Source organism: Butyrivibrio sp. X503, assembly GCF_003625475.1.
Lineage (GTDB): Bacteria > Bacillota > Clostridia > Lachnospirales > Lachnospiraceae > Butyrivibrio.
The window spans coordinates 105,173-126,757 of record NZ_RAIQ01000005.1; the positions used below are offsets into that span (position 1 = coordinate 105,173).

General features: G+C 42.1%; 15 protein-coding genes and 1 riboswitch. Of the genes, 10 read left to right on the forward strand and 5 right to left on the reverse strand.

Going from position 1 to position 21,585, the window contains the following annotated elements; translation table 11 throughout:
* Positions 1 to 23 precede the first annotated feature (23 nt).
* The 4 genes from clpX (at position 24) to D6853_RS10620 (ending at position 6,808) form a co-directional block, all read left to right on the forward strand.
* Positions 24 to 1,649: an ATP-dependent Clp protease ATP-binding subunit ClpX gene (clpX, locus tag D6853_RS10605; protein WP_120657987.1), complete on the forward strand. Its 1,626-nt coding sequence runs from the start codon at positions 24 to 26 to the stop codon at positions 1,647 to 1,649.
* 98 nt (positions 1,650 to 1,747) lie between these two features.
* Positions 1,748 to 3,502, forward strand: coding sequence for a hypothetical protein (locus D6853_RS10610; protein ID WP_120657988.1), 1,755 nt, complete (start codon positions 1,748 to 1,750; stop codon positions 3,500 to 3,502).
* Positions 3,499 to 5,274 (forward strand): hypothetical protein, encoded by a 1,776-nt coding sequence (locus D6853_RS10615; protein WP_120657989.1) that lies wholly within the window; start codon positions 3,499 to 3,501, stop codon positions 5,272 to 5,274. The genes D6853_RS10610 and D6853_RS10615 overlap by 4 nt, the downstream gene beginning before the upstream one ends.
* A 22-nt stretch (positions 5,275 to 5,296) precedes the next feature.
* The gene (locus D6853_RS10620) at positions 5,297 to 6,808 is read left to right on the forward strand and encodes a hypothetical protein (protein ID WP_120657990.1); all 1,512 of its coding nucleotides are present in this window, start codon (positions 5,297 to 5,299) and stop codon (positions 6,806 to 6,808) included.
* Positions 6,809 to 6,854: 46 nt separating this feature from the next.
* Here D6853_RS10620 and arcC read toward each other — a convergent pair whose 3' ends face one another.
* The 5 genes from arcC to D6853_RS10645 all read right to left on the reverse strand — a co-directional run bounded on the left by arcC (position 6,855) and on the right by D6853_RS10645 (position 11,489).
* On the reverse strand, positions 6,855 to 7,793 hold the full coding sequence (gene arcC, locus D6853_RS10625) for a carbamate kinase (protein ID WP_120657991.1): 939 nt from the start codon (positions 7,791 to 7,793) through the stop codon (positions 6,855 to 6,857).
* 65 nt (positions 7,794 to 7,858) lie between these two features.
* On the reverse strand, positions 7,859 to 9,793 hold the full coding sequence (locus D6853_RS10630; RefSeq protein WP_120657992.1) for a glycoside hydrolase family 2 protein: 1,935 nt from the start codon (positions 9,791 to 9,793) through the stop codon (positions 7,859 to 7,861).
* Positions 9,780 to 10,523: a DUF975 family protein gene (locus D6853_RS10635; protein ID WP_120657993.1), complete on the reverse strand. Its 744-nt coding sequence runs from the start codon at positions 10,521 to 10,523 to the stop codon at positions 9,780 to 9,782. Before D6853_RS10635 ends, D6853_RS10630 begins: the two co-directional genes overlap by 14 nt.
* 15 nt (positions 10,524 to 10,538) lie before the next feature.
* Positions 10,539 to 11,066 (reverse strand): hypothetical protein, encoded by a 528-nt coding sequence (locus D6853_RS10640; RefSeq protein ID WP_120657994.1) that lies wholly within the window; start codon positions 11,064 to 11,066, stop codon positions 10,539 to 10,541.
* A 12-nt stretch (positions 11,067 to 11,078) separates the two neighbouring features.
* Positions 11,079 to 11,489: a hypothetical protein gene (locus D6853_RS10645; RefSeq protein ID WP_120657995.1), complete on the reverse strand. Its 411-nt coding sequence runs from the start codon at positions 11,487 to 11,489 to the stop codon at positions 11,079 to 11,081.
* Positions 11,490 to 11,666: 177 nt separating this feature from the next.
* Here D6853_RS10645 and D6853_RS10650 point away from each other — a divergent pair, with 177 nt between their 5' ends.
* From D6853_RS10650 to metK, 6 genes are all read left to right on the forward strand, one after another.
* Positions 11,667 to 14,363: a Tex family protein gene (locus D6853_RS10650; protein WP_120657996.1), complete on the forward strand. Its 2,697-nt coding sequence runs from the start codon at positions 11,667 to 11,669 to the stop codon at positions 14,361 to 14,363.
* Positions 14,364 to 14,424: 61 nt separating this feature from the next.
* Complete coding sequence (locus D6853_RS10655; protein ID WP_120657997.1) at positions 14,425 to 16,314, forward strand: WG repeat-containing protein; 1,890 nt, start codon at positions 14,425 to 14,427, stop codon at positions 16,312 to 16,314.
* On the forward strand, positions 16,311 to 16,946 hold the full coding sequence (locus tag D6853_RS10660) for a hypothetical protein (protein ID WP_120657998.1): 636 nt from the start codon (positions 16,311 to 16,313) through the stop codon (positions 16,944 to 16,946). Before D6853_RS10655 ends, D6853_RS10660 begins: the two co-directional genes overlap by 4 nt.
* A 135-nt stretch (positions 16,947 to 17,081) precedes the next feature.
* A complete protein-coding gene (gene xylB / locus D6853_RS10665) occupies positions 17,082 to 18,551 on the forward strand; it encodes a xylulokinase (RefSeq protein ID WP_120657999.1) in 1,470 nt (489 codons plus the stop codon).
* 112 nt (positions 18,552 to 18,663) lie between these two features.
* Positions 18,664 to 19,983 (forward strand): CapA family protein, encoded by a 1,320-nt coding sequence (locus D6853_RS10670; RefSeq protein ID WP_207667218.1) that lies wholly within the window; start codon positions 18,664 to 18,666, stop codon positions 19,981 to 19,983.
* Positions 19,984 to 20,146: 163 nt separating this feature from the next.
* Positions 20,147 to 20,262, forward strand: a riboswitch (SAM riboswitch).
* 85 nt (positions 20,263 to 20,347) lie between these two features.
* Complete coding sequence (gene metK / locus D6853_RS10675; RefSeq protein ID WP_120658001.1) at positions 20,348 to 21,538, forward strand: methionine adenosyltransferase; 1,191 nt, start codon at positions 20,348 to 20,350, stop codon at positions 21,536 to 21,538.
* The last annotated feature ends 47 nt before the right edge of the window (positions 21,539 to 21,585 follow it).

Consider the following 21,585-nt stretch of genomic DNA (forward strand, 5'->3'; position numbering starts at 1 on the left):
AAAGATAAAGAGCGGGGTAATTAATGCAGGATAACAGAGACGACATTCTTGATTTCAGAGAAGTAGACGAAGAAATCAATATTGAAAATAAAAGTGATGAGAAAGATGCTACAGACACTTCTGTAAACAGCACCGGTGATGGAAATAACAGCGGAAGCGGAGACAATACTGTAGATAAAGGCAGTGCTTCCGGAAGTGAAGGCAATAACTCGAATTCGGAGAACGCATTCGAGGACGTGTGCTTCGTGTGCAGAAGACCGGAGAGCAAAGCCGGCAAGATGTTCCATCTTCCCAATAACATCAGCGTTTGCCCTGACTGTATGCACAAGATGATGGATACGGTCAGCCAGTTTGATTATCAGAACATGCTGAACAATCCCAACCTTATGAACGAGCTCAATAAGAATATGGGCGGTTTCCCGGGTATGGGCATGTTTGATATGGGTAATATCCCCGGCGGTAACAACTTCAATATGAACGGCGGAATTCCCAACTCTCAGAAGATCAAAAAGAAGAGTGAGTCAACGATAAAGCCTGCATTTGATATCAAGAATATCCCTGCACCTCACAAGATAAAAGCTAAGCTTGACGAGTATGTTATAGGTCAGGATCAGGCCAAAAAGGTTATGTCCGTTGCCGTGTACAACCACTACAAGAGAGTTGCTACAGGCACTATGGATGACATAGAGATTGAGAAGTCCAACATTTTGCTACTTGGACCTACAGGTTGCGGTAAGACATATCTTGTAAAGACGCTTGCCAAGCTCCTTGATGTGCCGCTTGCTATCGCTGATGCAACATCACTTACAGAGGCCGGATATATCGGCGATGATATTGAGAGCGTTGTAAGTAAGCTACTTGCGGCAGCAGGCAATGACGTAGAGAAGACAGAACACGGCATCATCTTTATCGATGAGATCGATAAGATTGCCAAGAAGAAAAATACAACATCAAGAGATGTAAGCGGTGAATCCGTTCAGCAGGGAATGCTTAAGCTCCTTGAGGGCTCCGAAGTTGAAGTTCCCGTAGGAGCAGGCAGCAAGAACGCTATGGTTCCTCTTGCTACGGTCAACACAAGAAACATCTTATTTATCTGCGGCGGTGCTTTCCCCGATATCGAGGAGATTATCACACAGAGACTTAATAAGAAAACTTCGATCGGATTTGACGCAGACCTTAAAGATAAATATGAAGACGATCCCAACATCTTATCCAATGTAGTTGTTGAGGACCTTAAGAAATTCGGAATGATTCCCGAGTTCCTCGGTCGTCTTCCCATTATATGTACACTTCAGGCTCTAACCAAAGAGATGTATGTTAAGATCCTAAAGGAGCCCAAGAATGCTATACTTAAGCAGTATCAAAAGCTTCTTGCACTCGACGAAGTGGATCTTAGATTTGATGACAGCGCACTTGAAGCCATTGCCGAAAAGGCAATGGAGAAAGAGACCGGAGCCAGAGCACTCCGTGCCATCATCGAAGATTTCATGCTGGATATAATGTATGAGATTCCCAAGGATGAGAATATCGGACGTGTAACAATTACAAGAGACTATATCGAAGGCAAGGCTTCTCCAATGATAGAGATAAGAGGAGAAGAAGTGCATAAGAGAATTCCTCAGTTAAACACAGAACAGGCTAAGAATTAATAGCCTGTTCTTTTTTTGTCTTTTCTATTGCTAGTAGGGGACGTGTATCGTATAATCAAATTGTTAATATAATCTTTACAAAAAGGAAAAGAGTTAAAATGAAAAGGGGACAAAATAAATCCGGGGCAATAAAGGGCGCTCTGTATGCAATCGCTATTTTTAATTTTTTGAATCTGTTTTTGCATGTCTTTAGTTTTTACAAACCAATTATTTTTTCAGAGATAGATTATGGTCTTTATGGAGTAAAGATACTTCTGTATTTTTTGGTGTATGGATTTCTTAAAAGAAATACCGGGGAAAGATTCAGAGGTTATTGCAATATGTTACTGGCAACAGCGGGGATTGATATCCTTGAGTTGTTGATCTCTGTAATAAACTGCAGCTTGAAGCTTGTTCCATTCGTGATCATGTTTTTCATAGGGACAAAATATATTCTGAATTTCTTGTCGTATAAATATCTCATCGGTGTAACAAAAGAAGATGCAGATCCTAATGATTCCGAATTGAAAAACAATAACAATGATTCAGATGTCGCCGGAGAATTATGGAATTACTCCAATTTCGTAATGCTTGTAGGCATATTAACAGGTTCTGCCTTGAACTTTCTTCCTATAAGTTACCTTGTACTGATAGTTAAATTTATATATGAGTTAAAAATCATAAAAACCACAGCAGACAAGAAGGATGTTTTCGGTAAAGCAATTAAAGAGACAAGTGATGTAAATATGAATTCGATACATCGGTTTAATCCGAGTAAGATCGCAAAGATATCTTTGATTGTTAGCCTTTTTGCAGTATTGATTGCATTGATCGGTAGAGGAATATATCTGTATTTTTCATATGATAAAGAAGAATATGAAAAATACTTATCAAAAAAGCAATGGTATGAATCGGAACCCCAGGAATATGGTGAAGATAATGTGTATGTTTATGAAATTCACAATCAAATGCCTGAGTGGACAGGTCTAAGAAGAGAAACAAGAGGATTTTTAAATACGATAACCGGAATGGATACCGGACCTCGATATAAGTACATGTTCTTTGGTGATTCTGATATTTCATGGGATGGAGATTCAAATTTTATAAACAAAAAAGGTGAGATAGTTACTCATATTCCCTTTTTGGAAAGAGCTACGGTATCCGATAGACAGCATGTATTTAGGGCTATAGTGGAATATTGTTATAGAAATAAATATGATAGAGAGGATGTTTTTAATTATAGGGAGATTACAGCAGAGAGGAACGAAGAACAATTTGGCACTATACATATAAGACGAGGTCCGATTTTTGAAAACGGATACGTTGAATATTATAGTGATTTTTATGATGATTATGGCTTATTAAAAGAAGACGGAACCTGTTATTCGGCGAAATATTTTATATGTGCTTGTGCGCATAACAACTTGATAAAGATATATATAAACGGAAATGATGAAATCTATAATTCGAACGGAAAGCTGCTTTACAAAGGCCCTTCTTATATATGTAATGCGGGTATTATTTTATACGATGAAAAATATACCCCTGAAAATAAAAATTTTGATCATACCATGTACCATGTAATGGACTATGAAGGAAACGTAATAGAGGGACTATACGGAGACTGGAACTATGAACGTGGTGGGAGTTTTGTAAGTCTTCATAAATACGAGGATGTTGATTCAATAGATTATAAAGCGGTAGCAATCTATAAGGGTAAGGTTTTGTTTGAGTCTGACCTATATGAAGACTATGATGTTAAAAAGATGGATCAGAACGGAAATATAACTAAGATCAGAGCGCGTTCCAAAAAGGGGAATGAGGATGTTTTTTTGGATGCGGAAGGAAATATTATTGAGGAAAGAGACGAATGAAAAAAGTAAATAACAATGCCGGAGCAATAAAGGGCGCTCTGTATGCAATCGCAGTTTTTAATTTTTTGAATCTGTTTTTGCATGTCTTTAGTTTTTACAAACCAATTATTTTTTCAGAGATTGATTATGGTCTTTATGGAGTAAAGATACTACTTTACTTTTTGGTGTACAGGTTTTTGAAAAAGGAAGCAGGCAATAAATTCCATGGTTTTTATAAACTTATCAAAGCAACGATTTTGTTGGATATTGTTGAACTTATAATATCCATAGTAAACAGTAGCCTGAAATGTATTCCATATATATTCATGCTTCTTGTGTTGCTTAAATTTGCTTTGAATGTTTTCTCTTATGTGGTGCTAAATTATATCGCATCGGTAGAGGCGGATCGTTGCCGTAAATATGAATTGATAAATAGATTTAAAAACGTAAGTGAGAAATGGATAGCATTTAATATACTTCTTTTTTGCAATATTATCATTGGGTTTGTAAGCAGATTTCCGCTTCTTATAGGAATATCCTATGCTTTGTTGATCATAAGGTTTATTTTTGAAATTAAGATGATCAGTTCTACAATGAGTGTAATCGGATTTTTTTGTGGTCCTATGCGCTTGGCTATATATGAATCTTCTATGGCAAAATATATGAGCCGTGATTTCTTTGGCAAACATAAAAGAGAAAAATGGATTATAAGAATATGTATGCTTACGATTGTAGGCATCATCTTTGTATATGGCAGCCACTTATATTTTACATATGATCACAGCGAACATCATGAAAGAATCATAAGTGATGAATATTTGAATTCCGTACAGATTGATCCCGATGACAAAGAGATTACCGAAACCTATGTGGATTGGAATAGAATGCCGGAGTGGACGGGACTGAAAAGAGGGCGTGTAGGGTTTGTGAATTTGGTTACTCGCATGGATTCGGGAGCACAGTATAATGAGTATATTTCGTTTGATAGGACAGGGATTGCATGGACCGGGAAAAACTATATAGATCAAAATGCCAAAGTGGTACTCAAGATTAATAACCCTTTTCTTATAATGGCAAAGGCATCACACAGACAACATATTTTAAGATATGTTATAAAGCATAGCTCTAATTATAGGGAGTTCGAGTTAGAGGATTGTTTTTTAGACAGTGAGTCAATAGATAATTATTATAAAAACAATTTTGGCTATGATCAGTGGACGATTTTTGGGAATGGAATAGTTAAGTTTTATAGTGATTTCTATGATGGATATGGGTTCTTGGGAGATGACGGAAATGTTGTTTTGCCACCGGCATATTACTATATTCGATCCAATTTAAATAATAGTCTGTCCTTTATATACGATCGCCATTATCACTGTAAAGGTGTAATTAATGCTAAAGGGAAAGTGATAATGCATCCCTACTATAAAGATGATACGTATGTATTTAATGCCGGGGTGATTTTATATAGTAAGAGTAGCTATAATGTCGGTGAGGAACATAGACCGTTTGGTTATCAAATAATAGATTATGAAGGAAATATCTGGGAAGGATACTATGAAGATTTTGAAGAACCATACGGTGATCTTTTAAGTGTTCATAAATACGCGGATACGAAAACTGAAGATTACACAACTTTGGCAATTCATGACGGAAAGGTATTGGTGGAGTCCGATAAATATGAGAGATTTAGGGGCGAAACTGATAAAGACGGAAACTTAATCTATATTAAAGCGACGACAAAATCAGGAGATGAAATCAAGTTGGACCTTGAAGGAAATATCATAGAATAGTTGTGTTTGAGGAAAGAGATATATGAAAAAAGGACATAACAATGCCGGAGCAATAAAGGGAGCTCTGTATGCAATCGCTATTTTTAATTTTATAAATTTATTTATACATAACTTTAGTATATATAAACCTTTTATTTTCTCGCAGATAGATTATGCTCTGTACGGGGTGAAGATTCTTCTGTATTTCATGGTATACAGATTTCTTAAAAGAAATGTCGGGAAAAGATTTGTCGGTTACTGTGTGCTTTTAAAGGCAACAATGATTCTGGATATTGTCGAGCTGGTAATATCTGTTGTGAACAGCACTTCGATCTATGTGCCGTACATCATCATGCTCATAATACTTACAAAGCTTGTACTTGATTATTTATCATATATAGTGCTTGATTCTATAGCAATTGAAGAGGCATACTGTTTTAGGCTTGAAACAATTCGACCCGGGTATGAAGCATCAATCAAGAATTGGAGTGCGTTTAACTTTTTTATTGTTCTCTTTGCTTTTATTGGATTCTTTATAAAGATGCCTATCTTTATGTATTGGCTTCCGCTGCTGATCAGATTTATATATGAGCTTAAGCTTATACGGGCTACAACTCGGATCATGAACTGTTACAACGGACCATGTGAAAAAGTGTACGACAATTCTTTTATTGCGAGATTGCGACGTGGAGAATTATTTGTTATAGGTAATAAGACCAAATGGGCCATAAGAGCTGTCTTGTCGGTAGCGGTAGTTTCTTTGTTCATAACCGGAATGTATTTATACTATTCATATGATGAGGAAGATTACAGTTGGTATTTGCAAAAAAAGAAGGAAATTGAATCCGAGGAGTCAGAGAATACAGGGACAGATAATATTTTCGAATATGATATTTGCAATAAGATGCCGGAGTGGACAGGGTTGCAAAGATATAAATACGGTTTTATAAATGAGGATACTAAAAAGGATTCGGGTCCGTGCTATAAGTGGATTGATTTCGATGAAAACGGTGTTTCGTGGGATGGAATAAAAAGCATTATAGATACAGACCAAAATGTTGTTACACATATGCCTCTTATTGAATGGGCAACTTTATCTCATAGACAGCATATACTAAGGGCTTTAAACGATTATGGTATGCAGGGAGATGATTTTGCGGACTGTATGAATTACAGCGAGGAATTAGTTGAAATATTCAAACATGAGTTTAGGACTCATGAGACTTGGAATCCGACAATATTTGTAAATGGGGTGACAGTGTTTTATTCCGAACTTACGGGTGGATACGGACTTTTGAAGGATGACGGAAGAGTAGTTGCGCCGCCTAAATACAAACATATAAGAATAATCCATGAGACGGGCCTTGCCTATGTATATAAAGGTGACAGTAAAAGTATGTATATTATAGGCTTGATGAATCCCGAAGGAAAATTGATCCTCAATATGGACGAATTAGGTATTGAAAAAACACATATAACGGACTCCGGAGATATTGAATATGAAGTAAGAGGGGAAAAACACGTTATAGACAATGAAGGAAATATCATAAAATGAAAAAACGAGCAGGAACTTAGATTCCTGCTCGAAGCTTTTATGTTTATCATTCAAATGTAATAAATGTTCCTGCTTTGCCCTTGAGTGCATCATCAACGGCTGCGATTGAAGTGATAAGAACAGATCCGTTGTGGTTGGATTCAAGGAACTCGATGGCTGCTTCGATTTTGGGAAGCATATCGACTTCGCCGAACTCGCCGGCTTCGATGTATTTCTTGGCGTCAGCGACGCTCATCTTGATGATCGGTTCCTGATCCTCTTTTCCGAAGTTCTTGTATACGCAAGGAACGGAAGTAAGAATTATAAGTCTGTCAGAATTAAGGTCTGCAGCAAGCTTACCTGCGATAGCATCTTTCTCGATAACAGCAGATGCGCCTTTGAGGACGTGAGCCTGCTCGATTACGGGAATTCCGCCGCCGCCGCAAGCGATAACGACCTGACCTGCATCAACAAGTGTCTTGATAGCGTCAATCTCAACGATATCGATGGGCTTGGGAGCTGCTATTATTCGTCTGTAGCCCTTTCCGGGATCTTCCTTTACGAAGTTGCCTTTTTTAACTTCGTTATCGGCATCTTCTTTTGACATGTAACGACCGATGGCTTTGGTCGGTGCGTAGAAAGCTTCGTCGTAAGGATCAACCGTAACCTGTGTAAGTATGGTGCTTACGGGCTTACTGATTCCGCGTCTTGTAAGCTCGGTCTTAAGTGAATTCTGGATATCGTATCCGACATATCCCTGGCTCATGGCGTTACATACGCACATGGGAGCTGAAGTATAATCTATATACATTCTGTGAAGCTCGGTCATTGCCTTGTGGATCATGCTGACCTGAGGGCCGTTACTGTGAGTGATCACAAGCTGATAACCCGCCTCGACAAGGTCTGCAAGAGCTTTGGCTGTAACCTTGGTAGCATTCATCTGCTCGTTGGTGGTTACGCCCAGCGCCTCGTGACCGAGAGAAACAACTGCTCTGATGTTTTCCATTTTGTCCTCATTCCTGCACATAATCATATATCTGTGCGATAAAAGTAAGATAGAACTATTTTACTCTATTTGCCGCTATTTTGGAAGACATCATCCTCCAGGAAATACGACATATCGCCGTCTAAATTCGGGTTGATCTTGGTGATCCTTCGATCGTAAGTCATAAGACCGTTCACTTCTTCTTCGACGTCGCTGAGCTGCGTATATACAGCACCTGCAAGTCCCTGTTTTATAAGCGGTTTGATGCTTCCGTTTATAAGGTTGTAGTAGGCAACGCCGAGAGCGTCAAGCGTGTCATATTTTTTATATCCATAGATTCTGTCAACGCTTGAATGGCCGTCGATATGGCAAGTGAAGCCGCCGTACTCGGAAATGACGAAAGCTCTTTTGTTCTTATCTATTTCAACGGCTAGAGGTCTGAAGTAGTTGTGGACGCTTCTGTAGTTGCCGGTTCCTTCGTCGAACCAGCCGCTCGCCTGATCGATCGGGCGTGTGTCGTCGCATTCTCTAGCCATTATGGTTGCGCCTGCAGCGTTGAACTGCCCCCAGCCTTCATTAAATAGAACCCATGTCGCGATCGACGGAACATTGTAAAGATACTTGATTGTGTTCTGCATCTCTTCTATCCACTCTTTGCGGCCTTCTGCTGAGTGTCTTGAGAATGTCTTGTAATATGCGGGACCGTCGGAAAGCCTTCCGAACACCTTAGGGAAAAGAGTCGGCAAATAAGTCACAACGGGCTTGGCATAAGAAGAACCGCCGCATACCATGTCCTGCCATACTATCATTCCGAGCTTGTCACAGTGATAGTACCAGCGCGCAGCCTCTATTTTGATGTGCTTGCGCATCATGTTAAACTTAAGCCTTTTCATTTCTTTGATGTCATAGATAAGAGCATCGTCAGAAGGCGCTGTGTATAAGCCGTCCGGCCAATAGCCCTGATCCAGAACGCCCATAAGGAAATATGGTCTGTTATTTAAAAAGAATCTTCTTATTCCCGCAGAGTCCGTAGCTATCTCGTATGAGCGGATCGCGAAATATGAACGGACGCGGTCATTTCCCGCAACGATCTGAAGAGGATAAAGATAAGGATCCTCGGGAGACCAAAGATGCGGAGATTCAAGCTCGAAACGGAACTTATAGCAGTGAGAATCGGTATTTTCCGAAATATTAATCGGACGAGTATCCGATGAAAAGTTTTCAAGGGAAGCGTTATGCTTTTCCGGCGCATCGGAAGATGCGGGAGCCTTTACAAGCTCTTGTCCCGGAATTTTCACAGACACGGAGGTGCTCTGTGTTGTGGTGATCGTAATGCATACTGTTTTAAGATCGGGTTCCGGTGTTATCTTAAGCTCTTTTACGTAAATATCGGGAACCTCTTCAAGCCAGACAGTCTGCCAGATTCCGCTCTGCGCGGTGTAGTACATGCCTCCTCTTTTCAGAGTCTGCTTGCCTCTTGAATGATAAGAAGTATCGCTTGTATCACGAACCTTGATGACAAGCGTATTTTCTTTTGCCTCATCCCGATTAAGATAATCGGTTATGTCTATGGTAAATGGGAGATATCCGCCACTGTGAGAGCACGCGAGCTTGCCGTTTATATAGACGTCCGCGAACTGATCGACTGCTCCGAAGTGAAGGAGATATCTTGAATTATCATAAGTTTTGGGAAGTTTTGGAAGTGAGCGTTTGTACCAAAGAATCTCGTCGGGCTTTAATTGCTTTTCGACGCCTGAGAGAATGGCTTCCGGTGAAAAGGGGACAAGTATCTTGCCGTCAGAGATTTCAGGTATGTTGTCGTCTGACGAAGACTCTTTTACAATGCTATAGTCCCAATAACCGTTGAGATTAACGTAGCTGTCGCGCACGAATTGCGGTCTGGGATACTCTGTAAGAACGTGCTCGGGGTCGAGATTTTCGCCCCATGTAGTGTAGAGACGATTTAACACGTCGTCCACGTGCGGCTTGTCTATTGCCTTTATTGCATCAATTAAGTCCATAGTCCACCTTTCCGGCATTGCCGTACTTTACTATCAGATCTTGATAAAACGCAGTGAGCGTAGCATATCTGTAGACGCTGACCCAAAGAAGCGGAATAAAAAGAGTAATAACTCCGAAAATGAACCAGGGAATGAAGCTTATGTGTATGTAAAGAAGCTTGAATTTGTTGCCTTGCATCATTTTCTTGCTGTAAGCCAAAAGCTCTTTTGCCGATTTATCAGGGTAGTCATGCAAAAGAAAGAACGCCTGTGAATAAGTCAATGAAACGTAGACGTTTATAATAAGTCCGATCGCGATCGCGAAGATAAGCGCTCCAATTATTCCCGAAGAAGCATTGTAGCGAAGATAATACATAAGGATCGATCCCGGTATGCTCACAAGGAAATCAACCACAACAAAAAGAGCCTGAATAGTCACGGCTTTGTTGGGATGCTGTTTAAATCCGAAGAAAATGTCTTTGGTCGAAACTGCCTGTGAATACAGAAGATTCATGTATAGGTAAGCCTTGCCGGATACCAGTATGCCGACAAGAATACTGATCACGAGTGTGATTAGTTCATTGATACAGAAAAGAAAGATATTTGCGGGGCCGCTGACCGTGACCAATGCCGATAGTATGAACTGTATGGCAAAGATCAAAATGTTTGCAAAAATAAGTGTGCCGTATTTGTCCAGTGATTTTTCTTTTGCGATTGCTTTAAGCTCTGATGAACTCTTAAGTTCGGTCATGAATAACTCCCCACCTTATCCGGCGATATCGACGTGGGCCCCCACAAGTCCCTGTCTGTCGATGGACTTTCTGGCCTTCTGATAAGGATTCTCCTCGTTGGAATATTTAATCTTGGTGGCTGTCTCGCCGCCGCTGACGTAGGTTCTGCCGCACTCGGGGCATACCGCCGTCTTAAGTGATACTGAAGCCTGAAGAACTTTGCCGCCTTTCATGGCTGCGTCCTTGTAGGCATTACTTACGTGTTCAGCCTCGTGACCGCGAACTCTCGCTGCCGCAGCCTGAGGGTCAATATGCTGTGCTGATTTAAAAGAAACCATCTCATTGGAACCGTCCTGATACTTACGGTTCTTGCAGGTCTCGCACTCCGCGGGCGAAGAAACCTTGCCCGGAGCCCTCTGTGTGGACTCATTCGGATTGAGAATGGGTTTACTTCCTTCTGCAGCCGCAGCCGCGCTCGCACCGCTTGTTGCAGCACCTGAATTAAATGAATTTTGATAATTGTACGCGTTGTATCCGCTTCCTACAGCACCGATCAAACTCATAGGCACCTCTTTTCACTCTGTTGACACGTCGATTCCGAGATCTTTTAACATGTCATCAAAGCTTTCGCCATTCATTCGCTCCGACATGATGTTCACCTGCTTCCTTGCTTCCGGGTCGGTAAGCACCGCATGGAAGCTGCCGATGATAACGGCATATCCGATGAAAATGGCTATACTACCGAATATTACGGCTCTTTTTGCTTGCGGGAGCAGCTTAGCTGTGGTTCCCTTGGACAAAAAAGCCAGAACAACCGCCACACCTCCCATGATGATGCCGGTGTACGCGAATAAACAGAACGGAATCGCAAGCAGACCGGTAAACATAGCAAAAGTGGCAAGGCTCACATGTTTATCAAGCTGGTTGTGAGTCTTGTTGTAGTTGAAATTGTTGATATAGTAATTATCTTCCCCGTTTTCTCCCATAATAAGCCCTTTATAACTATAGTATGTTAATTTAAATTCTATAATAAAACGTGCTTTTTTACAATGTTTGGGCGGGTGTGGAGTCTTGAAAACAGGACGCTACGATTGGTATAATAATGGGGTATGTGGCACTTTATAAAAAATTAACCGAAAATTATGGGGGATTTAAGAGGCAGTATGGACATTGTTTTAAAAATTAAGGAAGAGCTTAAAGTAGAAAAATGGCAGGTAGAAGCTGCGATAAAGCTTATTGATGAGGGAAATACGATTCCCTTCATTTCACGATACAGAAAGGAGGTTACGGGCTCACTTAACGACGAGCAGCTTCGTAACCTTGATGAGAGACTTAAGTATTTAAGAGGACTTGAGGAGAGAAGAGAGCAGGTTCTTGCATCCATTGAGGAGCAGGACAAGATGACCGACGAGCTCAGAGCCAAGATTGTTGCGGCTGAGACCATGGTTGCGATCGAGGATCTCTATCTTCCTTACAGACCAAAGAGAAAGACAAGAGCAAGCGTGGCAAGAGAAAAGGGACTTGAAGGGCTGTCCGACATCATCCTTGCACAGGAAACGACCAAGACACTTGAAGAAGAGGCTGAAAGCTTCGTTGATGCAGAGAAAGGTGTCGAGACGGTGGGCGACGCCATTCAGGGTGCGATGGACATTATCGCCGAGGATGTTTCCGACAACGCGGACTATCGTACATATATAAGAGAAGCTACTATGGAGCACGGACTCCTTACAAGTAAGGCCAAGGACGAGAAGGCTGAGAGCGTTTATGAGATGTACTACGGCTACGAAGAGCCGATCAGCAAGGTGCTCGGCCACAGAATCCTTGCGCTCAACAGAGGTGAGGCAGAGAAGTTCCTCGTTGTTAAGATTGAGGCTCCCGAGGAGCAGATCCTCAGATTCCTTGAGACCAAGCTTATCAAGAACGAGAATCCCGCAACTACAGATGTGTTAAAAGAGATCGCGCAGGATGCGTACGAAAGACTTATTGCGCCTGCGATTGAGCGTGATATCAGAAATGAGCTTACGGAAAAAGCCGAGGACGGCGCTATAACCGTATTTGGTAAGAACTTAACTCAGCTTCTCATGGCACCTCCTATCGTAGGAAAGACCGTACTTGGTTGGGACCCTGCGTTCAGAACGGGATGTAAGCTTGCTATCGTTGATGCTACGGGTAAGGTCCTTGATACCAAGGTTATTTATCCCACAGCGCCTCAGAACAAGGTTGAAGAAGCCAAGGCTGAGCTTAAAAAGCTCATTGATAAATATGATGTAGATCTTATTTCTGTCGGAAACGGAACTGCTTCAAGAGAGTCTGAGCAGGTAATCGTAGAGCTGATAAAAGAGCTCTCTAAGCCCGTTCAGTATGTTATCGTTAATGAGGCCGGTGCTTCCGTTTATTCCGCAAGTAAGCTCGCAACCGAGGAGTTCCCTCAGTTTGACGTTGGACAAAGAAGTGCGGCTTCCATAGCAAGAAGACTTCAGGATCCTCTTGCGGAGCTTGTTAAGATCGATCCCAAGTCAATCGGTGTCGGTCAGTACCAGCATGACATGAACCAGAAGAAGCTCGGCGAGACCCTTGAAGGTGTCGTTGAAGACTGTGTTAACAAGGTCGGAGTAGACCTTAATACTGCGTCCGCTCCACTTCTTCAGTATATTTCCGGAATTTCCAAAGTGATCGCCAAGAACATCGTCGATTACAGAGAAGAAAACGGTAAGTTCAAGAACAGAGGAGAGCTGTTAAACGTTCCTAAGCTCGGACCAAAGGCGTATGAGCAGTGCGCGGGATTCCTTAGGATCGCAGACGGTGACAATCCGCTTGATGCCACCAGCGTTCATCCCGAGTCATATGATGCTACTTTGAAGCTCATGGACAAGCTAGGAATAACATTTGACGATGTGCGCGCAGCGCAGAAGAACGCTGCCAAGGCAGTTCTTGAAAAGCCCGCGGTAAAAGCAGAGAAGCCTGCACCCAAGAAAAAGCCCAAGCAGGTAGTTATCAGAAATACCAATACCGCTATGGGAGCGGCTCTCGCAGCAGCTCTTGCGGGAAGTGATCTTGCGGTTGTTGATGATGCTAAGGCAGTTGCTAACGGCGGAAAAGGCGGCGCTAAGAGCGGCGTGGCTGACACCGGAGCAGCATCGGGAAGCGCAGCCGGAGCCTCGGCGGCATCTCTTTCACACAAGATCACAGAGAATGAGAAAAAGAAATTATCAGAGGAGCTTGGAATAGGTGAGATCACTCTTACAGATATCCTTAGCGAGCTTGAGAAACCTTCAAGAGATCCTCGTGAGAATATGCCTGCACCCATTCTTAGAAGTGATGTCCTTGACATGAAGGACTTAAAACCCGGAATGGTGCTCAAAGGAACAGTTCGTAACGTTATCGACTTTGGTTGCTTCGTTGATATCGGAGTTCACCAGGACGGACTTGTTCATATCTCTCATATAACAGACAGATATATCAAGCATCCGCTTGAAGCAGTGAGCGTAGGCGACATTGTAGACGTTCAGGTGCTTGATGTTGAGGTTGATAAAAAGAGAATCTCTCTTACCATGAAGATCGGCGATCCCGCACGTGTGGCGGCAGAAGCAGAAGCCAAGAGAGCGGCACGCGGAGCAGCCGATGCAGCTAGAGCAGCCGAGCGAAAGGCAAGAGAGGAAGAAGCCAAGGCTGCCAAGAAAGCAGCAAGAGCCACTTCGCCTGTAAAGAGAACCGTGACGAAGAGCACAGCCGGAACGACGACAGCAAGCGCATCGAAGCCCGCTTCAAGCACGGCAACCGCGACAGCTGACGGTGCGGCACCTGCAAAGAAGTTCAAGAAGAAGGGCATCGTTATATTTAAAGGCAACGCGAACGATTGATCAAACGCTTATCGGTCGGCTTATGCCGACCGAGTTATTGTAAAAGGAAGGATAATTGGGGATGAAAACAATTGAACAAAGACTTAAAGAGATAAAGAGGATTGCTATAGGCTTTTTCATTGTGGGAATAGCCATGGTAATCTTTTTTGTTATAAATAAGGGAAACAAAAAAAGCGAAGATGGACAAAACGGCGGTTATATAGAAGGTCAGGAAATAGTAGCCGGAGAATATGAAATAGATTCGAAAGGAAATATACTGAGGGCCGTGAAATCTGAATCAGACGCAGAGGAAACGGATAGAACTGAATATGTTGAATCCTTTGATGATATAGATTTCAAACTTCCATATAAGAGAAATAATAATGCCTTATCGGCTAAAGAAGGGGTATTAGCAAAACTGGTTTACTTCCTTTCTGATGAGTGGATTAGTGATAAGAGTTATTATCCTGATTATTCGATTATAGAAGAAGGATTGATTGTTCTTTTTGATCCGGCAGAAGGTCAATACGGAATAACAGATGGCAAAGGTCAATGGATAGTGGAGCCTTCTTTTTATAATTGGGAAGGGGTATTGTCGTCGTATGAGTATCTTAAAGAAGAAGGTTTGATTCTTATAAAAAGGGGGGAAGACGACGCATTAGTAGATCTAGAGGGAAATTGGATACTGGAGCCCTACACATTTTATCCGTTTGTTCATGTTTATGGATCAAGAATTGTATTCGGAATTAATTCCGAAGATTACGATGAAAAAGGTGATCAAATAATAATGTGTGGAGTCTGTGATCTCAACGGAAATATCATTATAGAACCAAAGTATTATGATATAGATTGTTTTGCCATGCAGGATGAAAGGATATGTACAAAAGATTTTGCAGGGGAGTACAGATTATTTGATTTTGATGGAAATGATATTCTTAATTCCGGATATAAAAATATAGAGATAGGATACAATAAAGAACCTGAGAATAAAATTTTTTATATAATTCAGGACAACGATGGAAAGTTCTTTACATGTGATAAAGATGGGAATGAACTATCACCTGAAAAATACGATGGACTGACCAAAATTGGAAACGGAAGAATGATTGCGGAAGTGGATGGAAAGAAAGGAATCATTGATTCGGAAGGTAATGCCATACTTGAAATAAAATATAAGGATATATATAAAAATAAAGGAAATGACAATACTGAAGATGTATATACCATAACCACCATGGATGGTGAAATAGGGGCGTTTTCATTGGGGGATGCAATGATCATGGAGCCTCAGGGGAAGGGTACAACAAACAAGGAGTACCGGTATCATTACGATTATCAGAATGACGTAATTTATTATGACAGAGGTGATGGATTTTATGTTGTTTTGAGAGAGGGAAAAGAACCGTTGCAGATTGAGTGTGATGGATTATCAATTACAAGTGACGGATTCATATTATTATACGACAAATTGGCTTACGGAAAACAATATTATTTAATGGATCCGGATGGCAATATGATATACGCCGATGGGGCTAAAACAATAGTAGAGGGCTATGTGGATGACAAGCTTTATCTTATAGTTGAAGAGCAATCAGACAAGGGAGACATATATAAATTTATAAGCGACAAAGAAGTGAAATTTGAGTGCCTTGCAAAAAACATGAAAGTTAAACCAGAGAAAATGGAAGGAATATATCCGGTTTGTAACGAAGATGGGTTATTCGGAGTGGTTAATTGTAAGGGCGAGTTGGTGCTTGGATATGAATATAAAGATATAGAAGTAGAAAAACGGCATAATCACGATACAGATACGGAACGTACAATGATAATCGCAAAAACTGTCGACGATAAGTATGGAATAATGAATGATAAATTTGAGTGGATATATGAACCGCAATTCTCTTTTGTAGATGTGATTGGTGTTGATAGTTTTATAGTGGAATTATCCGATGGGCAGGTGATACAGAAATGAAAAAGATAGATAAATATATAAGCTATGCGCCTATTATTTATGGGCTATACTTACCTTTTAATTTTTATGTTCATATATTTGAGGCTTACACGGGAAGGTTCAGTCCCATAGCAATGAATATACTGGATTTTATCAGGATTTTTGTTATTGCAGCTTTTTCATATTATTTGATCAAATCATATGCTGTTTTGGAATATGAAAAGAATAATGAATATGGTTTGAAGGAGTATGATCCCGCTAAGCTTCTTATGATTTTTGCGGGGGTTTCCTTTTTGGAGCTGATCTATAATATTGCTATGTCCGGTTCATACATGCCCGGCTCCAATGAAAATGTAAATATCATTATCTGCGTGTTTCTGATTATTCAATACATATTGGAAACCATAGTTTTCTTAATTATTAGCGGAAGGTATAATGGGGGTATAATGTTTGGATGGATAGCCGCAAACCTTGTTTTGATTGTTGTGACTGTTCGCACAGCGATGGATCCGTATGAAGGATTTGGTTTTGGCGTAATATTACTCTTGTTTGTGGTAAGACATGTTTGTAAAGCATGGATTATTTACGAACATACCAAAAATGATCCGGAGTTTAAATTAAGACTTATACCTTTTTCGAAAAAAGATAAGTAACAATAATTAGGTAGTACACAGCAAAAACTGGAGTGAATGCCAAGGGGAATATAGTTATAATAAACGTATAATTTTGAGACAGTATGTCAGCGACCTGAGGTGGGGCGCTTGTATATTTAATTTAGGAGGGTACACATGCTTTATATTGGAGTAGATTTGGGAACATCATCCGTTAAGCTCGTGCTTATGGATGAGACAGGTAAGATTCACGGAACAACATCAAGGGAGTACAAGCTTTACTTCCCTCAGCCCGGTTGGTCAGAGCAGGAGCCTGCTGACTGGTACAACGAGGCAATCGCGGGACTTAAGGATCTCCTTAAGGATGTTGATAAATCACAGGTTAAGGGTATCAGCTTCGGCGGACAGATGCACGGCCTCGTAATTCTTGATGAGAATGACAACGTTATCCGTCCCGCAATTCTTTGGAACGACGGAAGAACACAGAAGCAGGTTGATTATCTCAACAACGAGATCGGAAAAGAGACTCTTTCCAAGTACACTGCAAATATCGCGTTCGCAGGCTTCACAGCCCCCAAGATCCTTTGGGTAAAAGAGAATGAGCCCGAGAACTTCAAGAAAATCAAGAAGATAATGCTTCCCAAGGATTATCTTGCATATAAGTTATCAGGAACATTCTGTACAGATTATTCTGATGCTTCAGGAATGCTTCTTTTGGACGTACAGAATCGTAAGTGGTCAAAAGAGATGTGTGATATCTGCGGAATCACAGAGGATATGCTTCCTCAGCTCTTTGACAGCTTTGAAAAGGTTGGTCAGCTTAAGGCTGAGCTTGCTTCAGAGCTTGGACTTAGCACAGACGTAGTTATCGCAGCAGGCGCCGGCGACAATGCGGCAGCAGCTGTAGGTACGGGAACAGTTGGAAACAACAAGTGCAACATTTCACTTGGAACCAGCGGAACAATCTTCATGTCATCCGACAGCTTTGCGGTAGACAGCAACAACGCTCTTCATTCATTCGATCATGCCGACGGACATTTCCATCTCATGGGATGCATGCTCAGCGCAGCAAGCTGCAATAAGTGGTGGATGGATGAGATCCTCAAGACCAAGGATTACGCAGATGAGCAGAAGGGAATCGAGAAGCTTGGTGAGAACCATGTATTCTTCCTTCCTTATCTTATGGGTGAGAGATCTCCTTGGAACAATCCTAACGCACGTGCAACCTTCACAGGTATCACAATGGATACAACAAGAGAGGATATGACACAGGCTGTTCTTGAAGGTGTTGCATTCGCAACAAGAGATATGTACGAAGTAGCTAAGAGCATCGGCGTAGCTCCCAAGAGAACAATGATCTGCGGCGGCGGAGCTAAGAGCCCTCTTTGGAGAAAGATGATCGCTAACATCCTCAACGTAGAAGTAGATGTTCCTTCATGTGAGGAAGGCCCCGGAATGGGCGGTGCAATGCTTGCTATGGTAGCTTGCGGAGCATACAAGACAGTAGAGGAAGCTGCAGCAGCAATCGTTAAGGTTGACAAGACAGAGAAGCCCGATCCCGAGCTTGTAGCTAAGTACGAGGCAAGATATCAGCAGTTCAAGAATATCTACCCTGCACTCGCAGATACTTTTGATAAGATCATTTGATGAGTGATATAATCAAACCACCACACGTGATGTGTGGTGGTTTTTTATTGCAAAAGATTGGAGAATCATAAAAGATTAATAGAAATAATATATGAATAGACGAAGCATTTTTTTGATATTACTAATATGTATATTGTGTCTTTCCGGTTGCAGTTTTCAAGCGTCATCCGCGCCGGAGGCAGAGCAGGCGAATGCAGCCACGGGGAACGACGGAAGCGTTCAGGGGGCATCAGACGCGGGAGTTCAAACATCAGATATATCAGGCAACTCAGTTGTATCCATGCAAGCAGCCTCGGTGGAGGTCGCTTCGGCCGAAGCATCACTGGCATCGTCGCCAAAAGAAGATTCTACGACTTTGCAGAAAGAGCAATCTTCCGATGTGACCCTACTTATGGTCGGAGATATTCTCCTTCATGAGCCTGTTCAGCGCGTGGCAAAGGATTCCGAGGGCAATTACAACTATGACTTTATCTTCGAGCACGTTAAGCCTGAGATGCAAGCGGCGGATGTCGCTATTGTAAATCAGGAAGTTATTATCGGCGGTAAGGAACTCGGCGTGTCCGGATATCCGATGTTTAATGCGCCGTATGAAGCCGGCGATGCGCTCGTTGCGGCGGGAGTTGACGTGGTTTGTCATGCGACGAATCACTCGCTTGATATGGGCAAAAAAGGCATCATCAACTGCTATGAATTCTGGAAGCAGCGCTATCCGCAGATAAAAGTTGTCGGGCTTAACGGCTTTGAGTATGAATATGAAAATATAGATATCATCGAGAAAAACGGCATTAAGATCGCGATCCTTAACTATTCCTACGGCACCAACGGAATAGCTTTTCCCAAGGATATGCCTCATGCTGTAGATATGCTTGAAAAAGATAAGGTGGAAAAAGACCTTAAGTATGCGGAAGAAAATGCTGATTTCACGCTTGTAATACCGCACTGGGGAACAGAGTACAATCTCGGAACCGATGCGTATCAGGAGTACTGGACAGACATTTTCAGAAAAAACGGTGCAGATCTTGTCATCGGCGCGCATCCTCATGTTATTGAACCTGTAGAGATGATTGAGGATGAGAACACTGGGATAACCAATAATCACGGCGGCGGAGACATGCTTGTTTATTACTCGCTCGGAAACTTCGTGAGTTGGACATCATCAACGGGCAAAGGCGTTTCCAACAGAAGCGTCGGAGGAATGGCCAAGGTTACGATAACCAAGAATCCGGCGGGAGAAGCGGTCATCAAAGACCACGAGGTTGAAGCGGTTGTGTGTCACGAGAGCAGCAAGGAACACGGAGTTACCGTTTATCCGCTTTCGGACTATTCCGAAGACCTGGCTAAGGAAAATGAAATAAAGCTTCAAGACGGCTCTTTTACCATGCAATATTGCATAGATCTATGCGATAAAGTCTGGGGGCATAACTGGAGATAATGCAGCCAAGCCTGCAAATTCAGGCGGCCAAAGTGATAATTTTTTCTTATTAGGTACTTTAGAAAAAGATTATCAAAAGAACTATTGCTTTTATTAATCTTATAATGTATTATCATAAACGAATCTAATCCAAACGATAGATTCCATAATTATATACGAAGTTCTCTTATTCAGAGTGGTGGAGGTACATAGGACCTATGAAGCCACGGCAACCCCTCGAGATGAGGAAGGTGCCAACCTGAGCGTGCAATTCCGATTACGGACTACGAGCAATAAGAGGATCTGAAAATCAATCAGTTCCGCTTGTTTGTGCACGCAACAAGCGGTTTTTTAATGCGTGACGGTACGCGAGAAAGGAAACATAATGGATAAGTTTATTTTTACATCCGAATCAGTAACAGAGGGACATCCCGATAAGATCTGCGATAACATTTCAGATGCGATCCTTGATGCTTGCATGGCAGAGGATCCTATGAGCCGTGTAGCTTGCGAGACAGCAACTTGTACAGGTTTCGTTCTCATCACAGGTGAGATCACAACCAAGGCTCACGTTGATTACGCTAAGATCGCAAGAGAGACAATCAAAGAGATCGGATATGACGATTCAGCTAAGGGCTTCGACGGCAACACATGTGCTGTTTTTGTCGCTCTTGACCAGCAGTCGGCTGATATCGCTATGGGTGTTGATAAGGCGCTCGAGGCAAGAGAGAATCAGATGACAGATGAGCAGCTTGAGGCAATCGGTGCCGGCGACCAGGGTATGATGTTCGGTTATGCTACAAACGAGACAGAAGAGTACATGCCTTACGCTATCAGCCTTGCTCACAAGCTTACAAAGAAGCTCACAGAGGTTAGAAAGAACGGAACTCTTGCTTACCTCAGAGCAGACGGTAAGAGCCAGGTATCTGTTGAGTACGATGAGAACGGTAAGCCTTTCCGTCTTGAAGCTATCGTAATCTCAACTCAGCATGATGAGAAGGTTACTCAGGAGCAGATCCACGAAGATATCAGAAAGTACGTTATCGACGCTATCGTTGATCCTAAGATGGTTGATGCTAACACCAAGATCTTCATCAATCCTACTGGACGTTTCGTAATCGGCGGACCTCAGGGTGACGCAGGACTTACAGGACGTAAGATCATCGTTGACACATACGGCGGAGCAGCTCGTCACGGCGGCGGAGCATTCTCAGGTAAGGATTGCACCAAGGTTGACCGTTCAGCAGCTTACGCAGCAAGATATGTTGCAAAGAACATCGTTGCCGCAGGTCTTGCAGATAAGGCTGAGATCCAGCTTTCATATGCTATCGGTGTTGCACAGCCTACATCAATTCTTGTAGACACATTCGGAACAGGTAAGGTTTCTGATGAGAAGCTTACAGAGGCAGTTCGTAAGGTGTTCGACCTTCGTCCCGCAGGTATCATCAAGATGCTCGACCTTCGTCGTCCTATCTACAAGGGAACAGCAGCTTACGGCCACTTCGGACGTAACGACCTTAACCTTCCTTGGGAGCAGACCAACAAGGTTGACGAGCTCAAGGCAGCTGTACAGTAATGCGTAATGCATCAGCTAAAGCTCGTCACTAATTGATTTACGGTAAG

Bases quoted from the DNA above. Each gene is read 5' to 3' on its own strand.
- xylB (WP_120657999.1), top strand. From the start codon at position 17,082: ATGCTTTATATTGGAGTAGATTTGGGAACATCATCCGTTAAGCTCGTG.
- D6853_RS10620 (WP_120657990.1), top strand. From the start codon at position 5,297: ATGAAAAAAGGACATAACAATGCCGGAGCAATAAAGGGAGCTCTGTAT.
- arcC (WP_120657991.1), bottom strand. From the start codon at position 7,793: ATGGAAAACATCAGAGCAGTTGTTTCTCTCGGTCACGAGGCGCTGGGC.
- D6853_RS10635 (WP_120657993.1), bottom strand. From the start codon at position 10,523: ATGACCGAACTTAAGAGTTCATCAGAGCTTAAAGCAATCGCAAAAGAA.
- D6853_RS10630 (WP_120657992.1), bottom strand. From the start codon at position 9,793: ATGGACTTAATTGATGCAATAAAGGCAATAGACAAGCCGCACGTGGAC.
- metK (WP_120658001.1), top strand. From the start codon at position 20,348: ATGGATAAGTTTATTTTTACATCCGAATCAGTAACAGAGGGACATCCC.
- D6853_RS10645 (WP_120657995.1), bottom strand. From the start codon at position 11,489: ATGGGAGAAAACGGGGAAGATAATTACTATATCAACAATTTCAACTAC.
- D6853_RS10640 (WP_120657994.1), bottom strand. From the start codon at position 11,066: ATGAGTTTGATCGGTGCTGTAGGAAGCGGATACAACGCGTACAATTAT.
- D6853_RS10655 (WP_120657997.1), top strand. From the start codon at position 14,425: ATGAAAACAATTGAACAAAGACTTAAAGAGATAAAGAGGATTGCTATA.
- D6853_RS10650 (WP_120657996.1), top strand. From the start codon at position 11,667: ATGGACATTGTTTTAAAAATTAAGGAAGAGCTTAAAGTAGAAAAATGG.
- D6853_RS10610 (WP_120657988.1), top strand. From the start codon at position 1,748: ATGAAAAGGGGACAAAATAAATCCGGGGCAATAAAGGGCGCTCTGTAT.
- D6853_RS10660 (WP_120657998.1), top strand. From the start codon at position 16,311: ATGAAAAAGATAGATAAATATATAAGCTATGCGCCTATTATTTATGGG.
- clpX (WP_120657987.1), top strand. From the start codon at position 24: ATGCAGGATAACAGAGACGACATTCTTGATTTCAGAGAAGTAGACGAA.
- D6853_RS10615 (WP_120657989.1), top strand. From the start codon at position 3,499: ATGAAAAAAGTAAATAACAATGCCGGAGCAATAAAGGGCGCTCTGTAT.